At 55.7% G+C, this 25,629-nt stretch carries 24 protein-coding genes; 7 read left to right on the top strand and 17 right to left on the bottom strand.

Annotation, left to right across the window (positions count from 1 at the left end; genetic code table 11):
- Positions 1–579: 579 nt before the first annotated feature.
- Positions 580–4,467 carry a phosphoribosylformylglycinamidine synthase gene (purL, locus tag LC417_RS17395; protein ID WP_223566186.1) on the bottom strand — a complete coding sequence of 1,296 codons (3,888 nt, stop codon included), beginning with the start codon at positions 4,465–4,467 and terminating at the stop codon, positions 580–582.
- 267 nt (positions 4,468–4,734) lie between these two features.
- On the opposite strand from purL, the gene mltF reads away from it, so the two are divergent.
- Positions 4,735–6,201 carry a membrane-bound lytic murein transglycosylase MltF gene (gene mltF, locus LC417_RS17400; protein ID WP_033758659.1) on the top strand — a complete coding sequence of 489 codons (1,467 nt, stop codon included), beginning with the start codon at positions 4,735–4,737 and terminating at the stop codon, positions 6,199–6,201.
- Here mltF and tadA read toward each other — a convergent pair.
- Positions 6,198–6,692 carry a tRNA adenosine(34) deaminase TadA gene (tadA, locus tag LC417_RS17405; RefSeq protein ID WP_022624112.1) on the bottom strand — a complete coding sequence of 165 codons (495 nt, stop codon included), beginning with the start codon at positions 6,690–6,692 and terminating at the stop codon, positions 6,198–6,200. The two genes, mltF and tadA, sit on opposite strands and share 4 nt — an antisense overlap.
- Positions 6,693–6,755: 63 nt before the next feature.
- Positions 6,756–7,394: a phosphatidylglycerophosphatase C gene (yfhb, locus tag LC417_RS17410; RefSeq protein ID WP_223566187.1), complete on the bottom strand. Its 639-nt coding sequence runs from the start codon at positions 7,392–7,394 to the stop codon at positions 6,756–6,758.
- A gap of 154 nt (positions 7,395–7,548) precedes the next feature.
- On the opposite strand from yfhb, the gene LC417_RS17415 reads away from it, so the two are divergent.
- Together LC417_RS17415 and LC417_RS17420 are read left to right on the top strand one after the other, a co-directional pair.
- On the top strand, positions 7,549–8,388 hold the full coding sequence (locus tag LC417_RS17415) for a MurR/RpiR family transcriptional regulator (protein ID WP_010257643.1): 840 nt from the start codon (positions 7,549–7,551) through the stop codon (positions 8,386–8,388).
- Positions 8,389–8,443: 55 nt separating this feature from the next.
- Positions 8,444–8,692, top strand: coding sequence for a YfhL family 4Fe-4S dicluster ferredoxin (locus LC417_RS17420; protein ID WP_010671305.1), 249 nt, complete (start codon positions 8,444–8,446; stop codon positions 8,690–8,692).
- On the opposite strand, the gene acpS is transcribed toward LC417_RS17420, so the two are convergent.
- From acpS to rpoE, 11 genes are all read right to left on the bottom strand, one after another.
- Positions 8,689–9,069 (bottom strand): holo-ACP synthase, encoded by a 381-nt coding sequence (acpS, locus tag LC417_RS17425; protein WP_010257645.1) that lies wholly within the window; start codon positions 9,067–9,069, stop codon positions 8,689–8,691. The two genes, LC417_RS17420 and acpS, sit on opposite strands and share 4 nt — an antisense overlap.
- The gene (gene pdxJ / locus LC417_RS17430) at positions 9,069–9,800 is read right to left on the bottom strand and encodes a pyridoxine 5'-phosphate synthase (RefSeq protein WP_010257647.1); all 732 of its coding nucleotides are present in this window, start codon (positions 9,798–9,800) and stop codon (positions 9,069–9,071) included. Before pdxJ ends, acpS begins: the two co-directional genes overlap by 1 nt.
- A gap of 72 nt (positions 9,801–9,872) precedes the next feature.
- Positions 9,873–10,601 (bottom strand): DNA repair protein RecO, encoded by a 729-nt coding sequence (gene recO, locus LC417_RS17435; RefSeq protein ID WP_010257651.1) that lies wholly within the window; start codon positions 10,599–10,601, stop codon positions 9,873–9,875.
- A gap of 4 nt (positions 10,602–10,605) precedes the next feature.
- Positions 10,606–11,511 (bottom strand): GTPase Era, encoded by a 906-nt coding sequence (gene era / locus LC417_RS17440; RefSeq protein WP_223566188.1) that lies wholly within the window; start codon positions 11,509–11,511, stop codon positions 10,606–10,608.
- A 141-nt stretch (positions 11,512–11,652) separates the two neighbouring features.
- Complete coding sequence (rnc, locus tag LC417_RS17445; protein ID WP_010257656.1) at positions 11,653–12,333, bottom strand: ribonuclease III; 681 nt, start codon at positions 12,331–12,333, stop codon at positions 11,653–11,655.
- A 131-nt stretch (positions 12,334–12,464) separates the two neighbouring features.
- On the bottom strand, positions 12,465–13,439 hold the full coding sequence (gene lepB, locus LC417_RS17450) for a signal peptidase I (RefSeq protein WP_010257658.1): 975 nt from the start codon (positions 13,437–13,439) through the stop codon (positions 12,465–12,467).
- Between the two features lie 9 nt (positions 13,440–13,448).
- Positions 13,449–15,248, bottom strand: coding sequence for a translation elongation factor 4 (gene lepA, locus LC417_RS17455; protein WP_010257661.1), 1,800 nt, complete (start codon positions 15,246–15,248; stop codon positions 13,449–13,451).
- 218 nt (positions 15,249–15,466) lie between these two features.
- On the bottom strand, positions 15,467–15,931 hold the full coding sequence (gene rseC, locus LC417_RS17460) for a SoxR-reducing system protein RseC (RefSeq protein ID WP_010257664.1): 465 nt from the start codon (positions 15,929–15,931) through the stop codon (positions 15,467–15,469).
- A complete protein-coding gene (gene rseB / locus LC417_RS17465) occupies positions 15,928–16,884 on the bottom strand; it encodes a sigma-E factor regulatory protein RseB (protein WP_137244784.1) in 957 nt (318 codons plus the stop codon). The genes rseC and rseB overlap by 4 nt, the downstream gene beginning before the upstream one ends.
- Positions 16,884–17,537 (bottom strand): anti-sigma-E factor RseA, encoded by a 654-nt coding sequence (gene rseA, locus LC417_RS17470; RefSeq protein ID WP_010257667.1) that lies wholly within the window; start codon positions 17,535–17,537, stop codon positions 16,884–16,886. Before rseA ends, rseB begins: the two co-directional genes overlap by 1 nt.
- A gap of 27 nt (positions 17,538–17,564) precedes the next feature.
- The gene (gene rpoE / locus LC417_RS17475) at positions 17,565–18,143 is read right to left on the bottom strand and encodes an RNA polymerase sigma factor RpoE (protein WP_010257669.1); all 579 of its coding nucleotides are present in this window, start codon (positions 18,141–18,143) and stop codon (positions 17,565–17,567) included.
- A gap of 414 nt (positions 18,144–18,557) precedes the next feature.
- Here rpoE and nadB point away from each other — a divergent pair, with 414 nt between their 5' ends.
- Positions 18,558–20,177, top strand: a complete 1,620-nt coding sequence (gene nadB / locus LC417_RS17480; protein WP_374197801.1) for an L-aspartate oxidase — start codon at positions 18,558–18,560, stop codon at positions 20,175–20,177.
- On the opposite strand, the gene LC417_RS17485 is transcribed toward nadB, so the two are convergent.
- Positions 20,162–20,911, bottom strand: a complete 750-nt coding sequence (locus tag LC417_RS17485) for a tRNA1(Val) (adenine(37)-N6)-methyltransferase (RefSeq protein WP_010257673.1) — start codon at positions 20,909–20,911, stop codon at positions 20,162–20,164. The two genes, nadB and LC417_RS17485, sit on opposite strands and share 16 nt — an antisense overlap.
- Before the next feature lie 165 nt (positions 20,912–21,076).
- Here LC417_RS17485 and srmB point away from each other — a divergent pair, with 165 nt between their 5' ends.
- Positions 21,077–22,405 carry an ATP-dependent RNA helicase SrmB gene (gene srmB / locus LC417_RS17490; protein ID WP_010257676.1) on the top strand — a complete coding sequence of 443 codons (1,329 nt, stop codon included), beginning with the start codon at positions 21,077–21,079 and terminating at the stop codon, positions 22,403–22,405.
- A gap of 217 nt (positions 22,406–22,622) precedes the next feature.
- On the opposite strand, the gene grcA is transcribed toward srmB, so the two are convergent.
- A complete protein-coding gene (gene grcA, locus LC417_RS17495) occupies positions 22,623–23,006 on the bottom strand; it encodes an autonomous glycyl radical cofactor GrcA (protein ID WP_010257678.1) in 384 nt (127 codons plus the stop codon).
- A gap of 242 nt (positions 23,007–23,248) precedes the next feature.
- On the opposite strand from grcA, the gene ung reads away from it, so the two are divergent.
- Complete coding sequence (ung, locus tag LC417_RS17500) at positions 23,249–23,929, top strand: uracil-DNA glycosylase (RefSeq protein ID WP_022624103.1); 681 nt, start codon at positions 23,249–23,251, stop codon at positions 23,927–23,929.
- A gap of 59 nt (positions 23,930–23,988) precedes the next feature.
- Here the strand turns inward: ung and grpE are convergent, their stop codons facing one another.
- Entirely contained in the window at positions 23,989–24,570 is a 582-nt protein-coding gene (gene grpE / locus LC417_RS17505) for a nucleotide exchange factor GrpE (protein ID WP_010257683.1), read from the bottom strand.
- A gap of 122 nt (positions 24,571–24,692) precedes the next feature.
- Between grpE and nadK the strand changes: the two genes are divergently transcribed.
- A complete protein-coding gene (gene nadK / locus LC417_RS17510) occupies positions 24,693–25,571 on the top strand; it encodes an NAD(+) kinase (protein ID WP_010672178.1) in 879 nt (292 codons plus the stop codon).
- Positions 25,572–25,629: the final 58 nt, after the last annotated feature.

The following is a 25,629-nucleotide window of genomic DNA, read 5'->3' on the forward strand; positions in this document are numbered from 1 at the left end:
GCAGCCGCTTCCTTAAGATTTGCTGTCTGGATGCTAACGGACTCTGTCAGCGGAAGAAAGGTGTCGGCGGAAGAAAGGGGAACAAAAGAAAACGGCAGGCTCAATGGCCTGCCGCTGGCACGACGCGTGATGCATCGCGTAAAAATGGGTGGAGCCTTACTCAACGTTACGTCCGGTGTTTGATAACGCAAGCGATTATCGGTCAGTTGGACGGCAGGCTCCGTTTGGTGCGTCATTCGGGCTTTATGAGCTCTTCTCCGCTAAGCGGGGCAATCATAAACAGGTGAATGAGCAGCTGCATGAGTATAGCAAGTTCCATGCCAGAAAATAAATCATTATATTTTTCAGCAGATTGAATAAGCTTACCGGACAACTGTTGCGCAAAATCTGATTACAGTAAGGGAAAACTGTCTCCGCTGAGCGACATGAAATCGCGCCGGAGAGGCGTTCATTAAAAATCAACGAGATAGATGTCGCCAAAAAGAGACAGTACGACCTGCTCATTGTCGCCATTTGCCAACAGAGTCACAAAAAAGAACAGGAGGCACACTGGCCTCCTGCTCTTTTCAGCGGATTACATTAACCCAGCTGTTTGCGCGCATTGCGGAAAATACGCATCCACGGGCTGTCTTCGCCCCATTCTGCCGGATGCCAGGAGTTGCTGACGGTGCGGAACACCCGCTCCGGATGCGGCATCATGATAGTGACGCGACCACTTTCATTAGTCACGGCAGTGATGCCGTTTGGTGAGCCATTCGGGTTAGCCGGATAGGTTTCTGTCACCTTGCCGAAGTTATCGACAAAGCGCAGTGCCACCAGCCCTTTCGACTCCAGCGCCGCCAGATGCGTAGCATCACGCACTTCAACAAAGCCTTCACCGTGCGAAACGGCGATAGGCATATGCGAACCGGCCATGCCGTCCAGCAACAGCGAGGGACTGGCAGCCACTTCTACCAGACTGAAGCGCGCTTCAAAGCGCTCAGACTGGTTACGCACAAAGCGCGGCCAGAGATCGCTGCCTGGGATCAGTTCACGCAGATTAGACATCATCTGGCAGCCGTTGCAGACGCCCAGCGCCAGGGTTTGCGGACGATGGAAGAAGGTTTCGAACTCGTCACGCACGCGCGGATTAAACAGAATCGATTTCGCCCAGCCCTCACCGGCACCCAGCACATCGCCGTAGGAGAAGCCGCCACAGGCGACCAGCGCCTGGAACTCTTCCAGACCGCGACGTCCGGCCAGCAGATCGCTCATATGAACGTCAATGGCGGTGAAACCTGCCCGATCAAAGGCGGCGGCCATCTCTACATGGGAGTTCACGCCCTGCTCACGCAGCACCGCGACCCTTGGACGTGCGCCAGTGGCGATCATCGGGGCAGCAACATCTTCCTGCGGATTAAAGGTCAGATTAACGTTCAGGCCAGGATCGCTGTCGTTTTTCTTCGCTTCATGCTCCTGATCGGCACACGCCGGGTTGTCGCGCAGACGCTGCATCTGCCAGGTGGTTTCCGCCCACCAGGTACGCAACGTGTTGCGGCTTTCACTGTAGACCGCGCTGTCACCAGAACGGATCACAAAGCGATCGCCCGGCTGCGCGCTGCCCAGCAGATGCGTCGAGTCGGCAAGGCCGTGATCCGCCAGGATCTGCTCAACCACGGCGCGATCGGCGGCGTTGATCTGAATCACCGCGCCCAGCTCCTCGGTAAACAGGGCAGCCAGCGCATCGTTACCCAGCGAGGCGATGTCAACGTCGATGCCGCAGTGACCAGCAAACGCCATCTCGGCCAGCGTCACCAGCAGACCACCGTCGGAGCGATCGTGATAAGCCAGCAGTTTCTGCTCAGCCACCAGCGCCTGGATGGCATTGAAGAAGCCCGCCAGCTGAGCGGCATCGCGCACGTCGGCAGGTTTGTCGCCAAGCTGACGGTAAACCTGCGACAGCGCGGTTGCGCCCAGCGTATTCGCGCCGTTGCCCAGATCGATCAGCAGCAGCAGGTTATCCTGATCGGCCTGCAGTTGTGGCGTGACGGTGCGACGGACATCTTCGACGCGGGCAAAAGCGGTAATCACCAGCGACAGCGGTGAGGTCATTTCGCGCTGTTCGCTGCCTTCCTGCCAGCGTGTTTTCATCGACATCGAATCTTTACCGACCGGGATGGTGATCCCCAGCGCCGGGCAAAGCTCTTCGCCGACCGCTTTCACCGCCGCATATAAACCGGCATCTTCACCCGGATGACCGGCTGCGGACATCCAGTTTGCGGAAAGCTTCACACGCTTCAGCGAACCAATATGGGTAGCCGCCAGGTTGGTCAGGGCTTCACCGACGGCCAGACGACCCGAGGCCGCGAAGTCCAGCAGTGCAACCGGTGAACGTTCGCCCAGTGCAAACGCTTCGCCGTGGTAGCTGTCGAGGCTGGCGGTAGTCACCGCACAGTTGGCAACCGGGATCTGCCACGGTCCCACCATCTGGTCGCGCGCCACCATGCCGGTCACGCTGCGGTCACCGATGGTGATCAGGAAGGTTTTTTCCGCCACGGCAGGCAGATGCAGCACGCGGTTCACCGCATCGACCAGCGTAATGCCGTCACGCTGCAGGGCAGTGCCCTGCGTCTGCTGCGTCACCACATCCCGCGTCATCTTCGGCGTTTTGCCCAGCAGGACATCAAGTGGCATATCGATCGGCTTATTACCGAAATGACTATCTTCCAGGCTCAGGTGCAGCTCTTCGGTAGCTTCACCAATGACCGCGAACGGTGCGCGTTCGCGCTGACAAATTGCCTCAAACTGCGCCAGCTGATCGGGTGCCACTGCCATCACATAACGTTCCTGTGATTCGTTACACCAGACCTCCAGCGGACTCATGCCTGGCTCATCACTCAGGATGTCACGCAGGTTAAACCGGCCGCCACGACCGCCATCGCTGACCAGCTCCGGCATCGCATTGGAGAGACCGCCAGCGCCCACGTCGTGGATAAACAGAATCGGGTTCGCATCGCCCAGCTGCCAGCAGCGGTCGATCACTTCCTGACAACGGCGCTCCATCTCCGGGTTATCACGCTGTACCGAGGCAAAGTCGAGATCGGCATCAGACTGGCCCGAGGCCATTGATGAGGCCGCGCCGCCGCCCAGGCCGATATTCATTGCCGGACCGCCCAGCACCACCAGCTTCGCGCCTACGGTGATTTCACCTTTCTGCACGTGATCGGCACGGATATTCCCGATGCCGCCCGCCAGCATAATGGGCTTATGGTAGCCACGCAGCTCAGTGCCGTTGTGGCTGGTGACCTGCTCTTCATAGGTACGGAAGTAACCATTCAGAGCCGGACGACCAAATTCATTGTTAAATGCAGCGCCGCCCAGCGGGCCATCGGTCATAATTTCCAGCGCGCTGACGATGCGGGCCGGTTTGCCGAAGTCCTCTTCCCACGGCTGTTCATAGCCAGGGATACGCAGGTTCGATACGGAGAAACCGACGAGGCCCGCTTTTGGCTTTGAACCCCTTCCGGTTGCGCCTTCATCACGAATTTCACCACCGGAACCGGTCGCAGCACCAGGCCACGGCGAGATGGCCGTCGGGTGGTTATGGGTTTCCACCTTCATCAGGATGTGTGCGGCTTCCTGATGCCAGCGGTATTCGCTCTCTCCGGCGTCAGCAAAGAAGCGGCCAACCTCTGAGCCTTCCATCACGGCGGCGTTATCTTTGTAAGCAGAGAGCACGTAGTCCGGCGTCTGCTCCATGGTGTTTTTAATCATCTTAAACAGCGACTTTGGCTGTTTCTCGCCGTCGATAATCCAGTCGGCGTTGAAGATCTTGTGACGACAGTGCTCAGAGTTCGCCTGCGCAAACATATAGAGTTCAATGTCGTTGGGATTGCGGCCCAATGCGGTAAACGCCGCCACCAGATAGTCGATTTCATCGTCAGCCAGCGCCAGACCCAGTGAGATATTCGCCTGAACCAGCGCCTGACGGCCCTCACCCAGCAGATCGACACTTTTCACCGGCTGTGGCGTGTGATGCGCGAACAGCTGTTCAGCCTGCGCCAGATCGCCGAAGACCGTTTCCATCATCCGATCGTGCAGCAGTGTGCCCAGCGTTTGCCACTGCGCTTCCGTCAGTTGTGGGGCCTGTACATAAAAGGCCAGGCCGCGCTCCAGGCGACGGACCTGCGGCAGACCGCAGTTGTGGGCAATGTCAGTGGCTTTGGATGACCAGGGCGAAATGGTGCCGGGACGAGGCGTCACCAGCAGCAGACGCCCCTGTGGGGCATGTTCAGCGAGAGAGGGACCATATTTCAGCAGGCGCTGCAGACGGCTCTGTTCGTCAGCGCTTAAGGGCGTGCTGACATCAGCAAAATGGATGTACTCAGCGTAAATATCACTCACCGGCAGATGAGCGTCCTGAAAGCGGGTCAGCAGTTTGTTTACACGAAATGCCGACAGGGCGGGCGAACCACGCAGAATTTCCATTAATAAATCTCTCGTCAGGGCGCCGGGCGACGCTTCATTGGGCGCAACAGGGAAAACGGGGCGTATTATAGAGAAAGCGACCTCGCGACGAAACCGTTTGCGCACAATTTTTGGCGACCCGGATTTGCCTGAATTTTGCGCAAAAGCTGCTATAAAAGTTGCTCAGCGTGATTTTGTTGCGCAAAATGCCCCTCGCTCTGGGAGTTCAAAGAAGACAAATACTGCCTTTAAAAGACAGAGGCCTTAGAGCCAGCGAGAGATAACTATTTGAAACGCCTAAAATTTAATTATCTGTTTATCGGTCTGGTTGCCGTGCTGTTAGCGTTAGCGCTATGGCCATCCATTCCCTGGTATGGGGGTGGGCAGGACCAGATTTCACAGATTAAATCACGGGGAGTACTGCGTGTCAGTACCATCAATTCCCCGTTGACTTACTACACAGTGAACCAATCTCCGGCCGGTATGGATTATGAGCTGGCAAAACGCTTCGCCGATTATCTGGGCGTCAAACTCAAGGTGACAGTACGTCCCAACCTGAGCGATCTGTTTGACGATTTAGATGATGGCAAAGCCGATTTGCTGGCCGCGGGTCTGAACTACAACAGCGAACGCCTGACCCGCTATCAGACCGGGCCAGGCTACTACAACGTTTCGCAGCAGCTGGTCTATCGCGTGGATAAGCCGCGCCCTAAAAACCTCGGTGACTTAAAGGGGCGGCTGACTGTTGCGTCAGGATCGGCGTATCTGTCAACGCTGAAGAGCGCGCGGTCAAATCAGTACCCCGATCTGGACTGGGCGATCTCCACCGATCAAAGTCCTAAAGCCCTGCTGGAAGCGGTGGCAGACGGCAAGCTCGACTATACGATTGGCGACTCCGTGACCATCGCTCTGCTGCAGCGCATCTATCCGCAGCTGGCGGTGGCGTTTGACGTCACTGATGAAGAGCCGGTCACATGGTATGTGCGGCACAGCGATGACGACAGCCTGAATGCCGCGATGCTCGACTTCTTTAACGGTATGGGTGAAGAAGGGGCGATGGCGCGACTGGAGGAGAAATATCTCGGCCACGTCGGCACCTTTGATTATGTCGATACCCGCACTTTCCTGCGCGCCATCGACAACACGCTGCCTGACATCAAACCGCTGTTTGAGAAGTACGCCACCAGCATTGACTGGCGACTGCTGGCGGCAATCTCCTATCAGGAGTCGCACTGGAACCCGCAGGCCACCTCCCCTACCGGCGTGCGCGGCATGATGATGCTGACCCGTAACACCGCTGAGAGCCTGGATGTGGGCGACCGGACGGATCCCGAACAGAGCATTCGCGGCGGCAGTCAGTATCTGCAGGATATGATGGCGAAGGTGCCGCAGACCATCCCGGAAGATGAGCGCATCTGGTTTGCGCTGGCGGCCTATAACATGGGCTATGCCCATATGCTGGATGTCCGTAAACTCACTGCCCGCCAGGGGGGTAATCCGGATAGCTGGGCGGATGTGAAGCTGCGTCTGCCCATGCTGAGCCAGAAGCGTTACTACACCCAGACGGCTTATGGCTATGCCCGTGGGCATGAAGCCTATAACTATGTGGAGAACATCCGCAAATATCAGTTAAGCCTGGTGGGTTATCTGCAGGAGCAGGAAAAACGCCTGGCGCAGCAGGCTGAAGCACAACAAGCACAGGCCGAACTGGCCAAAGGCTATCCGGCGGTCGAACCAAAGATCGCCATGAATTAATAATCCTGGCGTTGCGCCTGACGCAGCGCTTTTTTCTGCTCGCGACGCATACGGAAGAAGTCGCTCAGCATAGCGGCACACTCTTCAGCCAGCACGCCGCTCTGTAATTCAACCTGATGATTCATGCCGGGGTGCCCCAGCACATCGAGCAGCGATCCTGCCGCTCCACTTTTGATATCGTGCGCACCGTAGACCAGCCGGCTGATGCGGCTGTGAACCATGGCGCCGGCGCACATCACGCACGGCTCCAGCGTCACGTAGAGCGTGGTGTCCAGCAGACGATAATTTTCCAGTACTTTACCGCCCTGCCGCAACGCCATAATCTCCGCATGCGCCGTCGGATCGTGCTGGCCGATGGGCCGGTTCCAGCCTTCACCGATCACCCGGTCATTCTGAACCAGCACCGCACCCACCGGCACTTCGCCCTGCTCCCACGCCCGGCGCGCCAGGTCAAGCGCATGGCGCATCCAGTATTCATCTTGTTGTTTCATGCTGACCACTCCGGGCGACAGAAAAGCGGCGCATTATAGCGGTCTCACCGATCCTTTAGAAACTTATTCCAGCTGTTGCAGCTCACCTGCGGGTGTTACGCGCCAGCGATGCTGACAGAAAAACAACAGCGGGTTGTCCTGTTTGCTGTCGCTATAGCCGCTGTAGAGCTGTAGCGGCGTGCCGATTTTCTCTTCCAGCTGTGCCACTTTCTCATGACCGAGGCAGCGCATTGCCAGTACCCGCCCGCCCCAGCCGCGCTGCATCTGACTGGCAATCAGCTTCACGCGTGGCAGAAACGCGGAGTCGTAATAGACCTGCTCCACCAGAGACTGTGGCGATCCGGTGATGAGCCAGACGTCAGCATCATCACTGCCGAGGTAATCGGTCAGGCGCTGCTGAACCACCGGAAAGGCTTTGACGCGCAGGCGAAACCACTGCGCAAATTCGGCTTCGAGTTGCAGCAGCGTCCGCTCAGTACGGCCAAAAGTAATAGACCAGAGCAGCAGGCTCATGGGCCAGCGTGCCGCCCGGCCTTTAAACAGCAAGCCGATACCCACTACCGGCAATAACGGCACCACCAGCAGCAGATTAAGCGGGCGGCGACGCAGCAGATAGCGCATAAAAGTGCCGAACATGTCCTGCTGGTGCAAAGTGCCATCCAGGTCAAAAAATACGACGCGACGTTGTGTTCCCCTGGTCAAACAACTCTCCTTCAGGCTGATTCTGGAATGATAAAGAGTAGTGTAGCCATCATCAGGCGCTACGGCGATGACTGTCATTTTTAATTCCGATGACTACAATGCCTGATGAATAGTTTATTCTTCACAGATTATCCCTGAATTACGAGGATTGGGCATGAGTTCATTGCTGCGCATTCGCCAGCTTTATCCACGTCTGGCATTGAACGAGCGTCGGCTGGCTGATTTTTTACTGTCGCAACCCGATCGGGCGCGCCACCTGAGTTCGCAAAAGCTGGCGGAAGAGTCTGGCGTCAGCCAGTCGAGCGTGGTGAAGTTTGCTCAGAAACTGGGATACAAAGGTTTTCCGGCGCTTAAGCTGGCCCTGAGTGAGTCACTGGCGGACAAGGATGCCATTACCGTGCATAACCATATCCTCAGCGACGATCCCCTTAAAATGGTGGGTGAGAAGCTGCTGACGGAGAAACTTTCGGCGATCCGCGCCACGCTGGATATCAACAGCGAAGAGAAACTCAACGATGTGTTGCAGCTGCTGAAAAATGCCCGGCGTATTTTACTGGTGGGCATCGGCGCTTCGGGTCTGGTGGCGAAGGACTTCTCCTGGAAACTGATGAAGATCGGCATTAATGCGGTGGCGGAGCAGGATATGCACGCCCTGCTGGCCAGCGTGCAGGCGATGGGGCCCGGCGATGTGCTGCTCGCCATCTCTTACACCGGTGAACGACGGGAGATCAATCTGGCCGCGCAGGAGGCGGTTCAGGTAGGCGCCGATGTGGTGGCGTTTACCGGCTTTACGCCGAATACGCTGCAGCAGAGCGCCAGTTACTGTCTCTATACGGTGGCGGAAGAGCAGAGTACCCGCAGCGCGGCCATCTCCTCGACCACGGCGCAGCTGGCCCTGACCGATCTGCTGTTCATGGCGCTGGTGCAAAACGATCCGGAACGCGCGTCCAGTCATATTCGCCACAGCGAAGCGCTGGTGAAAAAGCTGGTCTGATCAGCTGCAGCGCGTATAATACCCGCGCTTTTTCTGTTGTTATCAGGTGGGTAAAATGGCGCTGTTGATTACGTCCAGATGCATTAACTGCGATATGTGTGAACCGGAGTGCCCGAACCAGGCCATTTCACTGGGCGATGCGATCTATGAGATTGATGTCAGCCGCTGCACGGAATGTGTCGGGCATTATGAGACGCCAACCTGTCAGCAGGTATGCCCCATCGACAACACCATCATCATTGACCCACAGCACACCGAATCACGTGATGCGCTGTGGGAGAAGTTCGTGCTGCTGCACGGCTAGCTTTCAATGATCACCGTGGCGCAGGCGTAGTGACGCTCATCGGCCAGCGTCACGTGAACGTGTTTAACGCCCAGCCTCTCCGCCACTTCAGCGGCATGCTGAAAGAAGCGTAATCCCGGTTTTCCCAGCGCATCGTTGTAAACTTCAAACTGATTAAACGCCAGACCACCGCGAATACCGGTGCCAAAGGCTTTTGCTGCCGCCTCTTTTACCGCAAAGCGTTTAGAGAGAAAGCGCACCGGCTGCTTGTGCGCCTGATATTGCTGCCATTCGGCTTCGCTCAGCACCCGCCGCGCCAGCCGGTCGCCGGAGCGCTCTATTACCCCGGCGATGCGTTCAATCTCAACGATGTCCGTACCCAGTCCCAGAATAGCCATCAGCGACGGGCTTCACGCAGCAGCTGCTTCATCTCTTTCACCGCATCCGGCAGGCCACTCATCACCGCGCGGCCAATAATCGCATGGCCGATATTCAGCTCATGCATTTCCGGCAGCGCCGCAATCGGCAGCACGTTGTGGTAGGTCAGACCATGACCGGCATTGACCTTCAGTCCCAGGCTGGCGGCAAAGGTCGCGGCGTGACGGATACGCGCCAGCTCAGCGTCACGCGCCAGTCCCTCTGGTGCTTCGGCGTAAGCGCCGGTATGAATTTCGATGTAAGGCGCGCCGCTGGCCACGGCCGCTTCAATCTGGCGGTGATCGGCATCGATAAACAGCGAAACCAGAATGCCTGCGTCACTCAGCAGTCGTACGGCCGCGTTCATCTTCTCCTGCTGCCCCGCCACATCCAGCCCGCCTTCAGTGGTCACTTCCTGACGCTTTTCCGGCACCAGGCAGCAGAAGTGGGGCTGGATATCACAGGCGATGCCGATCATCTCATCTGTGACCGCCATCTCCAGATTCATCCGCGTCTGGATGGTGTCACGCAGGATACGCACGTCGCGGTCAGTGATGTGACGGCGATCTTCGCGCAGGTGCACGGTAATGCCGTCTGCGCCCGCCTGCTCGGCGATAAACGCCGCCTGCACCGGATCGGGATAGTTTGTCCCACGGGCGTTACGCACCGTGGCAATGTGATCGATATTGACGCCTAACAGCAACTCAGCCATGACCATCCTCACTTCTTTTTCATCGTGATGTTGAGTGTACCGCGCAAAGTGAAACAGGCGGTACGACCCGCGCTATTCTTCTGCCTGTTCAGGCTTTTTCTTCGGGATAAACTGGCGGAACAGCTCCTGACTCTTCAGCGGCTTGCCACCAAGATAGGGCTTCAGGGCGATGCGGGTAAACCGCTTCGCGGCGCGCAGAGTGTCGGCATCGGGAAACTCTCGCTCGCACAGGGCGCGCAATTCGCGGCCGGTAAAGCTGCGCTGATTGACCACCAGGCTGGCAATAAAGCCGCGCTCTTCGCGGTAGCTGTACGTCATGTTGTCGCTGACCGGCTCGCCGCTGCCGGCGCAGTGCAGGAAATCGACGCCATAACCCAGGTGACCGAGCAGCGCCAGTTCAAAACGTCGCAGCGCCGGTTCGGGCTTGCCGTGCGTTGAGGCTAATGCCTGAAGGCAGTTGAGATAGTCGAAGAAGAGTTCTGAGAAGGGGAATTCCTGCTGCAATACGCGAGAGACCAGCTCATTGACGTAGAGACCGCAGTAGAGCGTGATGCCGCTGAGCGGTAAGGCCAGCGACACCGCTTCGGCATTGCGCAGGGTTTTGACTTCCCCGCGCCCGCTCCAGCGAACCAGCAGCGGGGTAAAAGGCTGTAACGCCCCCTTCAGCTGCGAGCGCCGCGAACGTGCGCCCTTGGCCAGAACCCGCACCCGCCCTTCACTTTCGCTGAACAGGTCGAGCAGCAGACTGGTTTCGCTGAAGGGGCGACTATGCAGCACAAAGGCGCGTTGCCAGCCTTCCATTGAATCAGAGATCGTCTGTATAACCCAGGCTGCGCAGCGCACGTTCGTCATCTGCCCAGCCGGATTTCACTTTCACCCACAGTTCGAGATGCACTTTCGCTTCGAACATCTCTTCCATGTCTCTGCGCGCTTCTGTTCCGATGACTTTGATTTTGGCACCTTTGTTGCCAATCACCATCTTCTTCTGCCCTTCGCGCTCAACCAGAATCAGACCGTGAATGTCGTAACCGCCACGTTCGTTGGTCACGAAGCGCTCGATCTCAACCGTAACGGAGTAAGGCAGTTCAGCACCCAGGAAGCGCATCAGTTTTTCACGGATCATCTCTGACGCTATGAAACGCTGTGAGCGGTCGGTGATGTAATCTTCCGGGAAGTGATGATCGGCCTGCGGCAGATGCTTGCGGGTAATCGCCGCAATGGTATCGACGTTTTTGCCGCTCTCAGCGGAAATAGGCACGATATCGAGGAAGTTCATCTGCTGGCTCAGGAACTGCAGATGCGGCAGCAGAATGCTTTTATCCTGGATGTTATCGACCTTATTGATCGCCAGCACCACCGGCACTTTATTGTCGCGCAGTTTGCCCAACACCATCTCATCATCGGGCGTCCAGCGGGTGCCTTCAACCACGAAGATCACCAGTTCTACGTCGCCAATGGAACTGCTGGCTGCGCGGTTCATCAGACGGTTAATGGCGCGCTTCTCTTCCATGTGCAGACCTGGGGTATCGACGTAGATCGCCTGATATTCGCCTTCGGTATGAATGCCCATGATGCGGTGGCGCGTGGTTTGCGGCTTACGCGAGGTGATCGACACCTTCTGCCCCAGCAACTGGTTCAGTAAGGTGGATTTACCGACGTTTGGTCGGCCAACAATCGCGACAAAGCCGCAATAAGTAACGTTTTCGCTCATTCGAGTCCTGAATTGTTCAGCGCCTGATGCGGCGCCGAAAGAGTGCTATTTGAGTCATGTGTCATTCAGCGTCTTCTGACGCCGGGATAGAGTGTCAGGTTAATGGTCAGTGCCGGTTCCGGCACTATCATCCCGACAGATCTATTCAAGACCTAATTTTATCAGTGCCTGTTCAGCCGCTGCCTGCTCAGCTTTACGACGGCTGGAGCCGACGCCGACAACCGGCTCGGCCATGCCACTCACCTGACAGTGAATGGTGAATTCCTGATCGTGGGCTTCGCCACGTACCTGTACCACCAGATAACTTGGCAGCGGCAGATGACGCCCCTGCAGATACTCCTGCAGGCGCGTTTTCGGATCTTTTTGTTTGTCGCCAGGACTGATTTCGTCGAGGCGGGTCTGATACCAGTCGAGGATCAGCTGCTCTACCCGCTCGATACTGCTGTCGAGGAAGATACCGCCAATCAGCGCTTCCACCGTATCCGCCAGGATCGATTCACGACGGAAACCGCCGCTTTTCAGCTCACCGGGTCCCAGGCGCAGGCACTCGCCAAGATCAAATTCGCGTGCCATTTCAGCCAGCGTGTTGCCCCGTACCAGCGTGGCGCGCATGCGGCTCATGTCACCTTCATCAACCCGCGGGAAGCGGTGATAAAGGGCATTAGCAATCACATAGCTAAGAATAGAATCGCCAAGAAATTCCAGGCGTTCGTTGTGCTTACTGCTGGCGCTGCGGTGAGTCAGGGCCTGCTGTAACAGTTCCGAATGAGTAAAAGTGTAGCCCAGTTTGCGCTGAAGCTTGTTAATCAGGATGGGGTTCATGCGATTCCAGTTCTTTGTTGCGTCTGTGACTCTGCATACCAAACGGGGCTGGTAATCCAACACGTTCCGTTTGGTGTGCAGTGGCCTCCCTGAGGAGGCCACCCGATTTGCCTGTTAATCAGACAATAATGTTAGTGGATACCACCGATGCGACTGAATCGCACGCCGGTTGGCCACTGGCCTTCTTGTTTCTCAAAGCTCATCCAGATAGCGACCGCTTTACCGACCAGATTACGCTCCGGGACAAAGCCCCAGTAGCGGCTGTCGGCGCTGTTATCACGGTTGTCGCCCATCATGAAGTATTGCCCTTTCGGCACGACCCAGCTCGCCTGCGGCTGACCCGGCTGCTGATAATACATGCCTGCCTGACTCTGCGCTTCGTTTACCAGCAGAATGTCATGCGTCACGTTACCGATTGTCTCTTTGCGGGTTCCCAGGCGCAAACCACCGCGCAGGGTATCGCCCTGCGGCACCTGATAAAAACCGTTGCCGGTTTCGTTGCCATCAAAGCCGCTAAAGGTCTGAACAAAGTTGCTTGGCTCAACGTCGGTGTAAGTTACCGCTAACGCTGTGTCACAGGCTTTATCATCGGAGCAGGTCGGTTTCACCGTCAGCGTTTTGCTGTAAGGATCATAAATGACTTTGTCGCCCGGCAGGCCGATAACGCGCTTAATATAATCCAGGCTCGGATCTTTCGGGTATTTAAATACCGCGATATCGCCGCGCTTCGGCTGACCGGTTGGGATCAGCGTCGTCTGGGTGATCGGATCCTTGATGCCGTAAGCAAACTTCTCCACCAGGATAAAGTCACCAATCAGCAGTGTCGGCATCATCGAGCCAGAGGGAATCTGGAACGGTTCGTAGATAAACGAACGCACGATGAAAACCACAGCCAGCACCGGGAACACAGATGCGGTGGTTTCAACCCAGCCTGGCTTTGCAGCGACCTTCGCCAGCGTTTTGCTGTCGAGCGCGTTACCGGTCTGGGCCTGAGCCTCAGCCTGTTTCGCGCGACGCGCGGGTGCCCATTTAAAACGATCAATTACCCATACGATGCCAGTAATCAGCGTCGCTATCGCCAGAATCAGGGCGAACATATTAGCCATTGGAAATCCTTATTTGCTGTCCTTACCGACATGCAGAATGGCGAGGAACGCTTCCTGTGGCAGCTCAACGTTACCAACCTGCTTCATTCGCTTCTTACCATCTTTCTGCTTCTGCAACAGTTTCTTCTTACGGCTGACGTCACCGCCATAACACTTGGCGAGAACGTTTTTACGCAGCTGTTTCACCGTTGAACGCGCGATAATGTGGTTGCCGATGGCAGCCTGAATCGCAATATCAAACTGCTGACGCGGGATGAGCTCTTTCATTTTCTCAACCAGATCGCGTCCGCGATAAGGCGCGTTGTCACGGTGGGTAATCAGCGCCAGCGCATCCACACGCTCAGAGTTAATCAGTACGTCAACACGTACCATGTCTGAAGGCTGGAAACGTTTAAAGTTGTAATCCAGCGAGGCATAACCGCGCGAGGTTGATTTCAGACGGTCAAAGAAGTCGAGTACCACTTCAGCCATCGGAATTTCGTAAGTCAGTGCCACTTGGTTGCCGTGGTAAACCATGTTGGTCTGCACGCCACGCTTCTCAATACAGAGCGTGATGACGTTGCCCAGATACTCCTGCGGCAGCAGCATGTGACATTCGGCAATCGGTTCACGCAGCTCTTCGATATTGTTCAGTGCCGGCAGCTTGGATGGGCTGTCGACATGAACGATTTCGCCGCTGGTGGTCACGACTTCATACACCACCGTCGGTGCTGTAGTGATCAGATCGAGATCGTATTCGCGCTCCAGACGCTCCTGGATGATCTCCATGTGCAGCAGACCGAGGAAGCCGCAGCGGAAACCAAAGCCCAGCGCCGTTGAGCTTTCTGGCTCATAGAACAGCGAGGCGTCGTTCAGGCTCAGCTTACCGAGCGCATCACGGAACGCTTCATAGTCGTCAGAGCTGATTGGGAACAGACCGGCGTAAACCTGTGGCTTCACTTTTTTAAAGCCTGGCAGCGCTTTGTCTGCCGGGTTACGTGCGGTAGTCAGCGTATCGCCAACTGGTGCGCCGAGGATATCTTTAATGGCGCAGACCAGCCAGCCAACTTCACCGCAGTTCAGCTCATTACGATCAACCCGTTTCGGGGTGAAGATACCCAGGCGGTCAGCGTTATAAACCTGGCCGGTGCTCAGGACTTTGATCTTGTCGCCTTTGCGCATGGTGCCGTTTTTCACGCGCACCAGGGAAACAACACCCAGGTAGTTATCGAACCAGGAGTCGATAATCAGTGCCTGCAGCGGCGCTTCCGGATCGCCTTCTGGCGGCGGAATGTCGCGCACTAAGCGTTCCAGCACTTCCGGAACGCCGACGCCGGTTTTGGCTGAGCAGCGCACCGCGTCAGTTGCATCAATGCCGACGATATCTTCAATTTCCTGCGCGGCGCGATCGGGATCGGCAGCGGGCAGATCAATTTTGTTCAGAACCGGCACCACTTCCAGATCCATCTCCATCGCGGTGTAGCAGTTCGCCAGTGTCTGCGCTTCAACACCCTGACCGGCATCCACCACCAGCAGCGCACCTTCACAGGCGGCCAGTGAGCGGGAAACTTCATAAGAGAAGTCTACATGTCCTGGGGTATCGATGAAATTGAGCTGGTAAGTTTGGCCGTCTTTCGCGTGGTAATCGAGTGTGACGCTCTGTGCTTTGATGGTGATGCCACGCTCGCGCTCCAGATCCATAGAGTCAAGAACCTGCGCAGCCATTTCACGAGCGGTGAGGCCGCCGCAAATCTGAATCAGGCGGTCAGAGAGCGTAGATTTGCCATGGTCGATATGAGCGATGATGGAGAAATTTCTTATGTGCTTCATTTATTGGGATATCTTCGCTTAAAATTCAGTTGAAAACCTGAGCACAGACACATTCAGGAAGATCGCTCTTTACCCACAATCCTGTCAGCCTCATTAATGACGACGCATATTACACTGTTAACGCCGCGCATAAAAGAATGGAACGTGGTGGAAGCGAAACAGATATCTGCGCGAGGCAGAACAGACAAAGGCCGCGGGATGCGCGGCCTGGACGTGCGTTACGCTTCGCTTTCAACACGCAGCGCATCGGGAGGCAAGGCGATGTTCAGAATGACCGGCTGAAAGGCTTCCCGATCGCCGAATTTCATTGAAACGCCTTTGGCGACAATAAAACCCCCGATACCGCCCAGCAGCGCACCGCAGGCGGCGGCCAGATCGCTGCTGAACAGCGCCTGAAACAGCCCGGAAACCAGGAACAGGCCAAACAGCGGCGTCATGTAGACCAGCAGCGCTGAACCCAGCAGGCTGCTCTCTTTGATACCGAGTTCGATCCGCTGCCCCGGCTGCAGCGGCTTGCTGCTGGCGATCTGCATCACGTGGGCATTCTTCGGACCGAGCTTATTCAGCATATGGCTGCCACAGCCTTTACGCGCCTGGCAGCTGTTGCAGGAGGTTTTTGCTTCGGTGTGCAGCGTGGCGATGCCATCCTGCCATGCCACCACGGTGGCCCATTCTCTCATCATTTTTGTGACCCCAGGTCGATGCTGTCCGCAATACGTTTTGCGGTCGAGGGCGGTAATTCGCCGATCACCGCTATTTCGCTATTATTGCGCACAACGGTCTGTACCGTACGACGCCCAGTGCGCAATGTCTGCGTTGTGCTGGTTTTATCGGCCGGCGTCACGTTGATCGCGAAACTAAACAGGCCATCGCTGTAGAGCTTCGATTCCATATTTTTGTTCAGACCGGGTAGCGTGCGACGATTCTGCGACACCAGCGACATACCGGCAGGTATCCAGCCTGGCTGCCAGGTGAGCGTGACCGCATCCCCTTTCGGCACGGAAAGCGACGGAGGCAGATTGGCTTTCTCCAGCCCCTGCATCAGATTACGCACCCCTTCGTCCACCGCAAAGCTGATGACGCGGAATTGTTCCAGCGTTTCGCCATCACGATCGAGCAGGTCGATGCGCAGCGGCAGCTTGGTGTCCACATCCAGCCAGACCACATAGCTGTAACGGGTGCCATCGCGTGAAACGATGCGCAACACATCACACATCTGATCGGCAATGCGCGAGCGGCCCACGGTAATAAAATCATAGGCTGTGGCGAGCTTGGTGAAGTCAGCAAAAATCACCGACGGTAAAGCATCGATAATGTGATTGCCGGGGAGCGAAAAGGGATCGAGGCCGGGTTCGAAGTAACTGATATCGTTGCCGCGCTGGATCACTTCCCGACGTGGCCCGTCCATCTGCAACAGCTGCGCGAATATCCGGTTATCGATTACAGCATGACGATAACGCAGCGATTCGATGCCGATGCGGGAGACGTTGATATAGGCGAATTCGTAGTTGAGGTTCTGACTTGCCTGCTCCATCTGCTGCAATAGCGCCCCGGACGCAGAAGGTTGCGCCGGGGCGGCAGATGACCACAACAGGCTGCCTGTCAGCAGGCTAACAGCATACCAAAGCGGCTTCATTACTGCTGTTGCTGTCCTAATGATTGATTTCCGGGAACATCAACCTGCGCCTGTTTTGGCGCAGTGGTTTCAAACTGCAGCTGGTCAGCGTGCAGGCGACGTTGCAGTTCGTAATCCTGCAGCATGGCATTTACGCGACGACGCTGGTCCTGAACCTGCTGGTTAGAACTGTTGGTGTCAAATGCATCAGACGGCACGCCCAGGCTCACCGGAGACGCTTTGCCCATCATCGGCATCGTATTGAACACCGGAGAGTCAGAGGTCTGCGTGGCGCTGCCCTCTGGCTGGTTATAGTGCTGAACGCCTACGATCACGGCCAGTGAAACACAGGCAGCGACACCGACCTGGGTCAGTTGCGCAGCCCACGGGCGCGCTTTTTTCCAGAACGGCATTTTTTCCCAGCGGGAAGGTTCTGGCTGAGCTTCAGGGATCAGCGTTGTAACCGTACGCAACGGTTCTTTTTCGATGGCAGCAGCGACGCGCGCAGAAATATCAAAATGCAGGACATCGCCTACATCACCGCGCATGGTATCGCGAATGAGATGATAGCTTGCCCAGCTTTTCTGTAATTCTGCGTCCTTAGACAAGGCGGAAAACAGCTCGTTATCTAAGGTCTCACCATCCATTAAAGCGGAAAGTTTTTCTTTCTGCATGCCTATGTACCCTTCCAGTAGCCGTTATCACTGACGTTGGATAAGCGGTTGAACTTTGTTATCAATGGCCTCTCGCGCACGAAAGATACGTGATCGAACAGTGCCTACCGGGCAATCCATAATGACGGCGATCTCTTCATAACTCAGACCGTCCAGTTCCCTGAGGGTGATTGCCATACGCAAATCCTCGGGTAGCGCCTCGATGGTACGAAAGACAATTTGTTTCAATTCTTCTGACAACATTAAGTTCTCAGGGTTCGAAATTTCTTTTAATGCACCCGCACTTTCGAAATTTTCTGCGTCTATAGCATCCACATCGCTGGATGGCGGACGACGCCCCTGAGCAACCAGGTAATTTTTCGCTGTATTTACCGCAATGCGGTACAGCCAGGTATAAAACGCGCTATCGCCCCGGAATGAATCCAGTGCGCGATACGCTTTAATAAACGATTCCTGTACTACATCAGGTACGTCGCCCGAGGGAACATAGCGTGAAACCAGGCTCGCCACTTTATGCTGGTAACGAATCACCAGTAAGTTGAAAGCTTTTTGATCTCCCTTCTGTACGCGCTCGACAAGGACCTGGTCCGTCAACTGCTCGCTCATCCGAGGTAATGTCTCCCCAAATTTTTCATACGCATAAAGTAACTGCCAGCACATCTCATGGTTCTGAGCAAGCATGCGCTTAGAGTTGTGATGTGGTGCGAAGTTCACTTCTCGCCCTGATATTTACCGCTCCGATGGACATTACACAGGTTCTTCGTTTTCGTTCAGTGTAAGGAGCGTAAATCGCAGGCAGAGTAACCTATGACAACAGCTTTTTCATCATTAAATCCTTTAGGTTTAATAAGTTTGCTATAAAAAACCGCGCCAAAAGCAGTCCGGTATTAACTCACTGATATTAAGTAACTTTGGGAAATCATCAGACAAAAACCTGCGCCAGATGTTTAAAATACTTCACAGCAACCCCCATTGCGCTTATGCTCAGCCCTATTCTTGTTTAGTAAATTAAACATTATGATGAATGCGAACCCGGATTATCAGTGTGATGTACTCATTGTGGGCAGCGGTGCTGCTGGCCTGTCGCTGGCGTTGCGGCTGGCAAAACAGTACCAGGTGACAGTTCTCAGTAAAGCGCAGGTCAATGAGGGGTCAACCCTTTACGCCCAGGGCGGTATTGCTGCGGTATTTGATGAGACTGACAGCATCGAGTCACACATCGAAGATACGCTGATTGCCGGTGCCGGATTATGCGACCGTGAAGCCGTCTCGTTTATCGCCAGTAATGCCCGGCATTGCGTGCAGTGGCTGATCGACAACGGTGTCGCCTTTGATCTCGATCCGCAGGCGGCCGGCGACATGCGCTATCACCTGACGCGGGAAGGCGGCCACAGTCATCGCCGTATCCTGCACAGCGCTGACGCCACCGGCCATGCGGTTGAAACGACGCTGGTAAGCCAGGCGTTGAGCCATCCCAATATCCGGATTCTGGAACGCACCAACGCAGTCGATCTGATTCTTTCAGATAAAATCGGCCTGCCAGGCCCACGCCGCGTGGTGGGCGCATGGATCTGGAACCGTAATCGCGAACAGGTAGAAACCTGTCGGGCACGGGCCGTGGTGGTTGCAACTGGCGGTGCCGCCAAAGTTTATCAATATACGACTAACCCCGACATCGCCTCCGGTGACGGCATCGCGATGGCCTGGCGTGCCGGCTGCCGGGTTGCCAATCTGGAATTTAACCAGTTCCACCCGACCTGCCTGTTTCATCCGCAGGCGCAGAATTTCCTGTTAACCGAAGCGTTACGCGGAGAAGGTGCCTGGCTGTTGCGTCCCGATGGCAGCCGTTTCATGCCCGATTTCGATGAGCGTGCCGAACTCGCCCCGCGCGATATCGTCGCCCGGGCCATCGATCATGAGATGAAGCGGCTGGGCGTTGACTGTATGTATCTGGACATCAGCCACCAGCCTGAGGAGTTTGTTCGCGCGCACTTCCCGATGATCTATGAGAAGTTGCTGACCTTTGGCTTTGACCTCACCAAAGAACCCATCCCGATTGTGCCTGCCGCGCACTATACCTGTGGCGGCGTGGTCGTTGATCAGCATGGCCAGACTGACGTCAGTGGCCTCTATGCCATCGGTGAGGTGAGTTATACCGGCCTGCATGGCGCTAACCGCATGGCATCCAATTCGCTGCTGGAGTGTCTGGTTTATGGCTGGTCCGCGGCAGAGGAGCTGATTCGCACCCTGCCCACCATCGAAGCCGTTACTGCGCTACCCGCATGGGATGAAAGTCAGGTCGATGACGCCGATGAGCGCGTGGTGATCCAGCATAACTGGCACGAACTGCGGTTATTCATGTGGGACTACATGGGAATCGTCCGCACGACCCGGCGGCTGGAGCGGGCGCTGCGTCGCATCAACCTGCTTCAGCAGGAGATCGATGAATATTATCGTCATTTCCGCCTCTCCAATAACCTGCTGGAGCTACGGAATCTGGTGCAGGTCGCTGACCTGATGGTGCGCTGTGCGCTGGAGCGAAAAGAGAGTCGCGGCCTGCACTATATCCGCGACTACCCGGATTTACTGCCCGAGGCGCGGCCAACCATCCTGACGCCGCCGGACTACATAAAAAGGTAGAACTCCCGCGTCAGGCTACACCACTCATCAGAATAGCGGGTGTCCGGCGTACGGATAGCAAGGCGCTCCAGCAGGGTTTCACCGGCCTGCGGCGACAGCCCCAGCAGAACGCGGTGCGGCGGACGATGGGCATATTCCGCCACGTCCAGCCGGAAACGCAGATGCCAGCCATCCGCCTGCGCCAGGGCGATGAATTCCTGGCCGGTCGCGGTGGGCAGCACCACGCAGAACATCCCCTCTTCTTCAATCAGTAATGCAGCACTGCGCAACAGTGTCTGATGATCGAGCGAGGCAGTCGCACGGGCGCTGTCCCGTGCCGCAGTCGAACAGGCCACGCCAGGTGCAAAATAAGGCGGATTGCTGACGATTAGCGAGTAACGTTTATCGCACTGTTCAGCCCAGTCGGCGATATCACGCTGATGAACCTGAATACGTTCAGGCCACGGCGACTGCTGCACATTCTCCTGCGCCTGAAGCGCGGCTTGCGGTTCTAACTCAACCGCATCGATGTTGACCGGCGACGGCGTACGCTGCGCCAGCATCAGCGCGATAAGCCCGCTGCCGCTGCCAATATCCAGAATACGTTTTACCCCGGCAACCGGCGCCCAGGCCCCAAGCAGAATGGCATCGGTGCCCACTTTCATCGCACAGCGATCGTGCGCGACAAAAAATTGTTTAAAGGTAAAACCGTTCTTGTTTAACTGTGGCCGTTCACGCGGCTTATCCTGCATCATTCGTCACTACCATCGTTTTTTTCCTGCCGTACGGCAGCGCATGAGTGTAACGTGACAACAGAGGGAATTCACGCGGCAGACAACCCCAGGCGCAGCCGAAACGGATTAACAGATGAAGATTCAGTCTGATCTGTCTATAATCAGCGCCCCAAACTGAGGTAGACCATGACAGTAACCACATTTTCCGAACTCGAACTCGACGAAAGCCTGCTACAAGCGTTGCAGGAAAAAGGCTTTACGCGCCCAACAGTGATCCAGGCTGCTGCAATTCCGCCCGCGCTGGAGGGCCGTGACGTTCTGGGTTCGGCACCTACAGGGACCGGGAAAACCGCCGCGTATCTGTTACCGGCGTTGCAGCACCTCCTTGATTTTCCGCGTAAGAAATCTGGCCCGCCACGCATCCTGATTGTGACCCCGACCCGCGAACTGGCGATGCAGGTCGCCGATCATGCGCGTGAGCTGGCGAAACATACCCATCTGGACATCGCCACCATTACCGGCGGCGTGGCCTATATGAACCATGCCGAAGTGTTCAGCGAAAACCAGGACATCGTGGTCGCCACCACCGGCCGTCTGCTGCAGTACATCAAAGAAGAGAACTTTGACTGCCGTGCAGTAGAAACCCTGGTGCTGGATGAAGCGGACCGCATGCTCGATATGGGCTTTGCCCAGGATATCGAAACCATCGCGGCTGAAACGCGCTGGCGCAAGCAGACCCTGCTGTTCTCTGCCACGCTGGAAGGCGACAATATCCGTGACTTCGCCGAGCGTCTGCTGAACGATCCGGTTGAGCTGGAAGCGGACCCAAGCCGCCGTGAGCGCAAAAAGATCCAGCAGTGGTACTACCGCGCTGACGATCTGCAGCACAAGACCAAATTACTGATCCATCTGCTGAAACAGCCGGATGTGACGCGCAGCATCGTCTTCGTGCGTAAGCGTGAACGTCTGCACGAGCTGGTGAGCTGGCTGCACGAAGCGGGGATTCGTAGCAGCTATCTTGAAGGCGAAATGGTGCAGGCAAAGCGTAACGAAGCGATTAAACGTCTGAGTGAAGGCCGCGTTAACGTGCTGGTTGCGACGGATATCGCCGCGCGCGGCATTGACGTTGAAGATGTCAGTCACGTCTTCAACTATGACATGACGCGCACCGCTGATACCTATCTGCACCGCATCGGGCGTACCGGTCGTGCGGGCCGTAAAGGTATCGCCATCTCACTGGTTGAAGCGCACGATTTCGTGCTGCTGGGCAAAATCACCCGCTACGTGAACGAGCCGATCAAAGCGCGCGTGATTGATGAGCTGCGTCCTGAGACGCGGGCGCCAAGTGCCAAAACGACCGGCAAACCGTCGAAAAAGGTTCTGGCGAAGCGTGCAGAGCAGAAAGCCAGTGAAACAGAAAAACCGCGAGTGAAAAAACGCCATCGTGATGCCAAAAATGTCGGCAAACGCCGCAAGGCAAGCGGCAGTACGCCAGCTAACGAGAATGCGGAATAAATCATCGCAACTATAAAAAAATCGCCTCACAGGAGGCGATTTTTTTTATCTGATAATCAGTAACAGCCCTTTCACAATCTTTTGTCTGCCAGAGCGCTTTCTTCATGACACTGGCATCAGCGTGCCGGACAGTTAACTTTTTATCTTATTCATAATATTAATAAAAATTGCTGTGTGAGCTTTGCGCTAATTTTCAGCAGCCGCTAACTCAGGCTGCTCAAAGACTTTCAGTAAAGGTACGGGTAATCACGTCGCGCTGCTGCTCAGGCGTCAGTGAGTTAAAACGCACGGCATAGCCTGAAACACGGATGGTCAGCTGCGGATAGTTTTCAGGATGTTTAACTGCATCTTCCAGCGTTTCGCGGCGCAGAACGTTGACGTTCAGATGCTGTCCACCTTCAACACGTACCTGAGGTTTGATTTCAACCGGCACTTCGCGGAAAGCGAATTCGCCCAGTTCGCTGATGGCAACAACCTGATCTTCTTCGTAGCCCGCTTTTGCACACAGGCAACGCGCTTCGGCTTTCTCTTCGTCCAGCAGCCAGAAGGAGTTCAGTAGTTGTGAATTGTTTGATTGAGTGATCTGGATACCAGTGATCATGATTGCGTCTCCCGGGTAATACGTGGATAAATCAAATTTGAGGCCCCGGTATATCACCTTTGATTTCGGACAGCTTTGACCTGTATCAATATTAATCAGGCATTCCGACCGCTTTTAAGCTAACCCGTTGATCTCAATACCCCTGCCACCTAAACTTAATTTGTATTATTCAAATTATTTTTGCCTTCAGGTCAGCGGCAGGAACCGCTAAGCTTATGGCACTAACGTTAAGGGAGTTAAACATGGCTGAAAAGCTGACCTGGCACGACGTGCTGGCTGAAGAGAAAGAGAAACCCTATTTTATCGAGACGCTGAAGCAGGTCGCCGATCAACGCGCCGCAGGTGTCACGGTCTATCCGCCGCAGAAAGATGTGTTCAACGCCTTTCGCCTGACGGAACTGGGCGACGTCAACGTCGTGATACTCGGTCAGGATCCCTATCACGGGCCTCATCAGGCGCACGGCCTGGCCTTCTCGGTATTGCCCGGCGTCCAGGTGCCGCCCTCGCTGCAAAATATCTACAAAGAGCTGATGCAGGATATTCCAGGCTTTCAGAAGCCCAGTCACGGCTTTCTTGAGAGCTGGGCAAAACAGGGCGTGATGTTGCTGAACACCGTGTTGACAGTTGAGGCGGGCAAAGCGCATTCCCATGCGCGATTTGGCTGGGAGACCTTTACGGATAATGTGATTGCGGCGATTAACCAGCACTGTGAAGGGGTGATTTTTCTGCTGTGGGGTTCACATGCGCAGAAGAAAGGCAGCATTATCGATCGCCAGCGCCATCACGTGTTGCAGGCACCGCATCCCTCGCCGCTCTCCGCGCACCGTGGCTTTTTCGGCTGCAAACACTTTTCAACAACCAATGAGCTGCTGAGCGCTGCCGGTAAAAAGCCGGTGGACTGGACGCCGGTTTTACCAGACTAACGCCAGAAAGCACACGGCCGCGTCAGTGCGCGGCCGTGTAACGGGATTCAGGCGTTGAATCAGCTTTTCGCTTTGGAAACCGCAACCATCGCCGGGCGCAGCAGGCGACCATTCAGCGTATAGCCACGCTGCATCACCAGCATGACATGGTTTGGCTCAAACTCTTCAGACTCCATCATCGACATCGCCTGATGCACTTCCGGGTTAAACGGCACGCCGGTTTCGCCGACCACTTCAACACCGAATTTACGCACGGCGCCCAGCAGGCCTTTCAGGGTCAGTTCAATCCCTTCAATCATAGAGGCCAGCTGTGGATCCTCTTTGTTCGCCACTTCCAGCGCACGTTCCAGACTGTCGATTACCGGCAGCAGTTCGTTGGCAAACTTCTCAAGCGCAAATTTGTGCGCCTTTTCAACGTCCATCTCGGCACGACGACGAATGTTCTCAATCTCTGCCTGCGCACGCAGCTGGGCATCGCGCACACCGGTCTGCGACTGCGCTAATTCAGCTTCGAGCTGAGCAATACGCTCATCACGCGGATCCACCTCTGCCGCTGTCTCCGCTTCCTGAGGTTGCTGCTGATCCTGCTGAATTTCGTCTGAGACTTGCTCGTTTGGGGTGTTCTGTTCTTTACTACTCATGAATTTCTCCGCGTTTTGCACATTCATTTCGCTGGTTGGCTTATTATGGGGATTGGTATGACGGATTCAAGGGAACCTATCACATTGCCTTACCGTTTTGGCTTATAAGGAACACCGACCAGATGAACAAACACTTTAACTGCATTGGTATTGTGGGTCATCCGCGCCATCCCACCGCGTTAACCACGCATGAGATGCTCTGGCGCTGGCTGACAGCCAAAGGTTATCAAGTGATCGTTGAGAAGCAAATTGCGCAGGAGCTGTCGCTTCACGACGTGCAGACGGGCACGCTGGCGGAGATTGGTCAGCAGGCCGATTTAGCGGTCGTGGTGGGCGGTGATGGCAATATGCTGGGCGCAGCACGAGTGCTGGCGCGCTACGACATTAAAGTGATTGGGATTAACCGCGGTAATCTCGGCTTTCTCACCGATCTTGATCCGGACAATGCGCAGCAACAGCTGGATGAGGTGCTACAGGGCAACTATTTCGTCGAGAGCCGCTTTCTGCTGGAAGCGCAGGTGTGCAAATCTGACTGCTCGCCGCGCATTGGCTCCGCTATCAACGAAGTGGTGCTGCATCCCGGCAAAGTCGCGCACATGATCGAATTTGAAGTCTATATCGATGAAGTGTTCGCCTTCTCCCAGCGATCGGATGGGCTGATTATCTCAACACCCACCGGCTCGACCGCCTATTCACTCTCTGCGGGCGGCCCGATTCTGACGCCGTCACTTGAAGCGATTGTGCTGGTGCCGATGTTCCCGCATACGCTGTCAGCGCGGCCACTGGTCATCAACAGCAGCAGTACCATCCGTTTGCGCTTTTCCTCACGCCGCAGCGATCTGGAAATCAGCTGTGACAGCCAGATTGCGCTGCCGATTCAGGAAGGCGAGGATGTACTGATACGACGCAGCAGCAATCACCTGAACCTGATTCACCCCAAAAACTACAGCTATTTCAATACGCTGAGTTCAAAACTGGGCTGGTCAAAAAAATTGTTCTGAAATGCGGCCTCCCCTCTTTACTGGATAAAAAACCAGTTTATACTGTATGAAAAACCAT

It is taken from the genome of Pantoea sp. OVA07A, assembly GCF_019969975.1.
GTDB lineage: Bacteria > Pseudomonadota > Gammaproteobacteria > Enterobacterales > Enterobacteriaceae > Pantoea > Pantoea agglomerans.

Coding starts and splice junctions, on each gene's coding strand:
- LC417_RS17485 (WP_010257673.1), bottom strand. CDS start 20,911: ATGATGCAGGATAAGCCGCGTGAACGGCCACAGTTAAACAAGAACGGT.
- grpE (WP_010257683.1), bottom strand. CDS start 24,570: ATGAGTAGTAAAGAACAGAACACCCCAAACGAGCAAGTCTCAGACGAA.
- era (WP_223566188.1), bottom strand. CDS start 11,511: ATGAGCGAAAACGTTACTTATTGCGGCTTTGTCGCGATTGTTGGCCGA.
- rseA (WP_010257667.1), bottom strand. CDS start 17,537: ATGCAGAAAGAAAAACTTTCCGCTTTAATGGATGGTGAGACCTTAGAT.
- pdxJ (WP_010257647.1), bottom strand. CDS start 9,800: ATGGCTGAGTTGCTGTTAGGCGTCAATATCGATCACATTGCCACGGTG.
- rseC (WP_010257664.1), bottom strand. CDS start 15,931: ATGATGAGAGAATGGGCCACCGTGGTGGCATGGCAGGATGGCATCGCC.
- LC417_RS17415 (WP_010257643.1), top strand. CDS start 7,549: ATGAGTTCATTGCTGCGCATTCGCCAGCTTTATCCACGTCTGGCATTG.
- nadB (WP_374197801.1), top strand. CDS start 18,558: ATGAATGCGAACCCGGATTATCAGTGTGATGTACTCATTGTGGGCAGC.
- rseB (WP_137244784.1), bottom strand. CDS start 16,884: ATGAAGCCGCTTTGGTATGCTGTTAGCCTGCTGACAGGCAGCCTGTTG.
- lepB (WP_010257658.1), bottom strand. CDS start 13,439: ATGGCTAATATGTTCGCCCTGATTCTGGCGATAGCGACGCTGATTACT.
- lepA (WP_010257661.1), bottom strand. CDS start 15,248: ATGAAGCACATAAGAAATTTCTCCATCATCGCTCATATCGACCATGGC.
- ung (WP_022624103.1), top strand. CDS start 23,249: ATGGCTGAAAAGCTGACCTGGCACGACGTGCTGGCTGAAGAGAAAGAG.
- recO (WP_010257651.1), bottom strand. CDS start 10,601: ATGGAAGGCTGGCAACGCGCCTTTGTGCTGCATAGTCGCCCCTTCAGC.
- acpS (WP_010257645.1), bottom strand. CDS start 9,069: ATGGCTATTCTGGGACTGGGTACGGACATCGTTGAGATTGAACGCATC.
- purL (WP_223566186.1), bottom strand. CDS start 4,467: ATGGAAATTCTGCGTGGTTCGCCCGCCCTGTCGGCATTTCGTGTAAAC.
- nadK (WP_010672178.1), top strand. CDS start 24,693: ATGAACAAACACTTTAACTGCATTGGTATTGTGGGTCATCCGCGCCAT.
- srmB (WP_010257676.1), top strand. CDS start 21,077: ATGACAGTAACCACATTTTCCGAACTCGAACTCGACGAAAGCCTGCTA.
- rnc (WP_010257656.1), bottom strand. CDS start 12,333: ATGAACCCCATCCTGATTAACAAGCTTCAGCGCAAACTGGGCTACACT.
- tadA (WP_022624112.1), bottom strand. CDS start 6,692: ATGAAACAACAAGATGAATACTGGATGCGCCATGCGCTTGACCTGGCG.
- rpoE (WP_010257669.1), bottom strand. CDS start 18,143: ATGAGCGAGCAGTTGACGGACCAGGTCCTTGTCGAGCGCGTACAGAAG.
- grcA (WP_010257678.1), bottom strand. CDS start 23,006: ATGATCACTGGTATCCAGATCACTCAATCAAACAATTCACAACTACTG.
- LC417_RS17420 (WP_010671305.1), top strand. CDS start 8,444: ATGGCGCTGTTGATTACGTCCAGATGCATTAACTGCGATATGTGTGAA.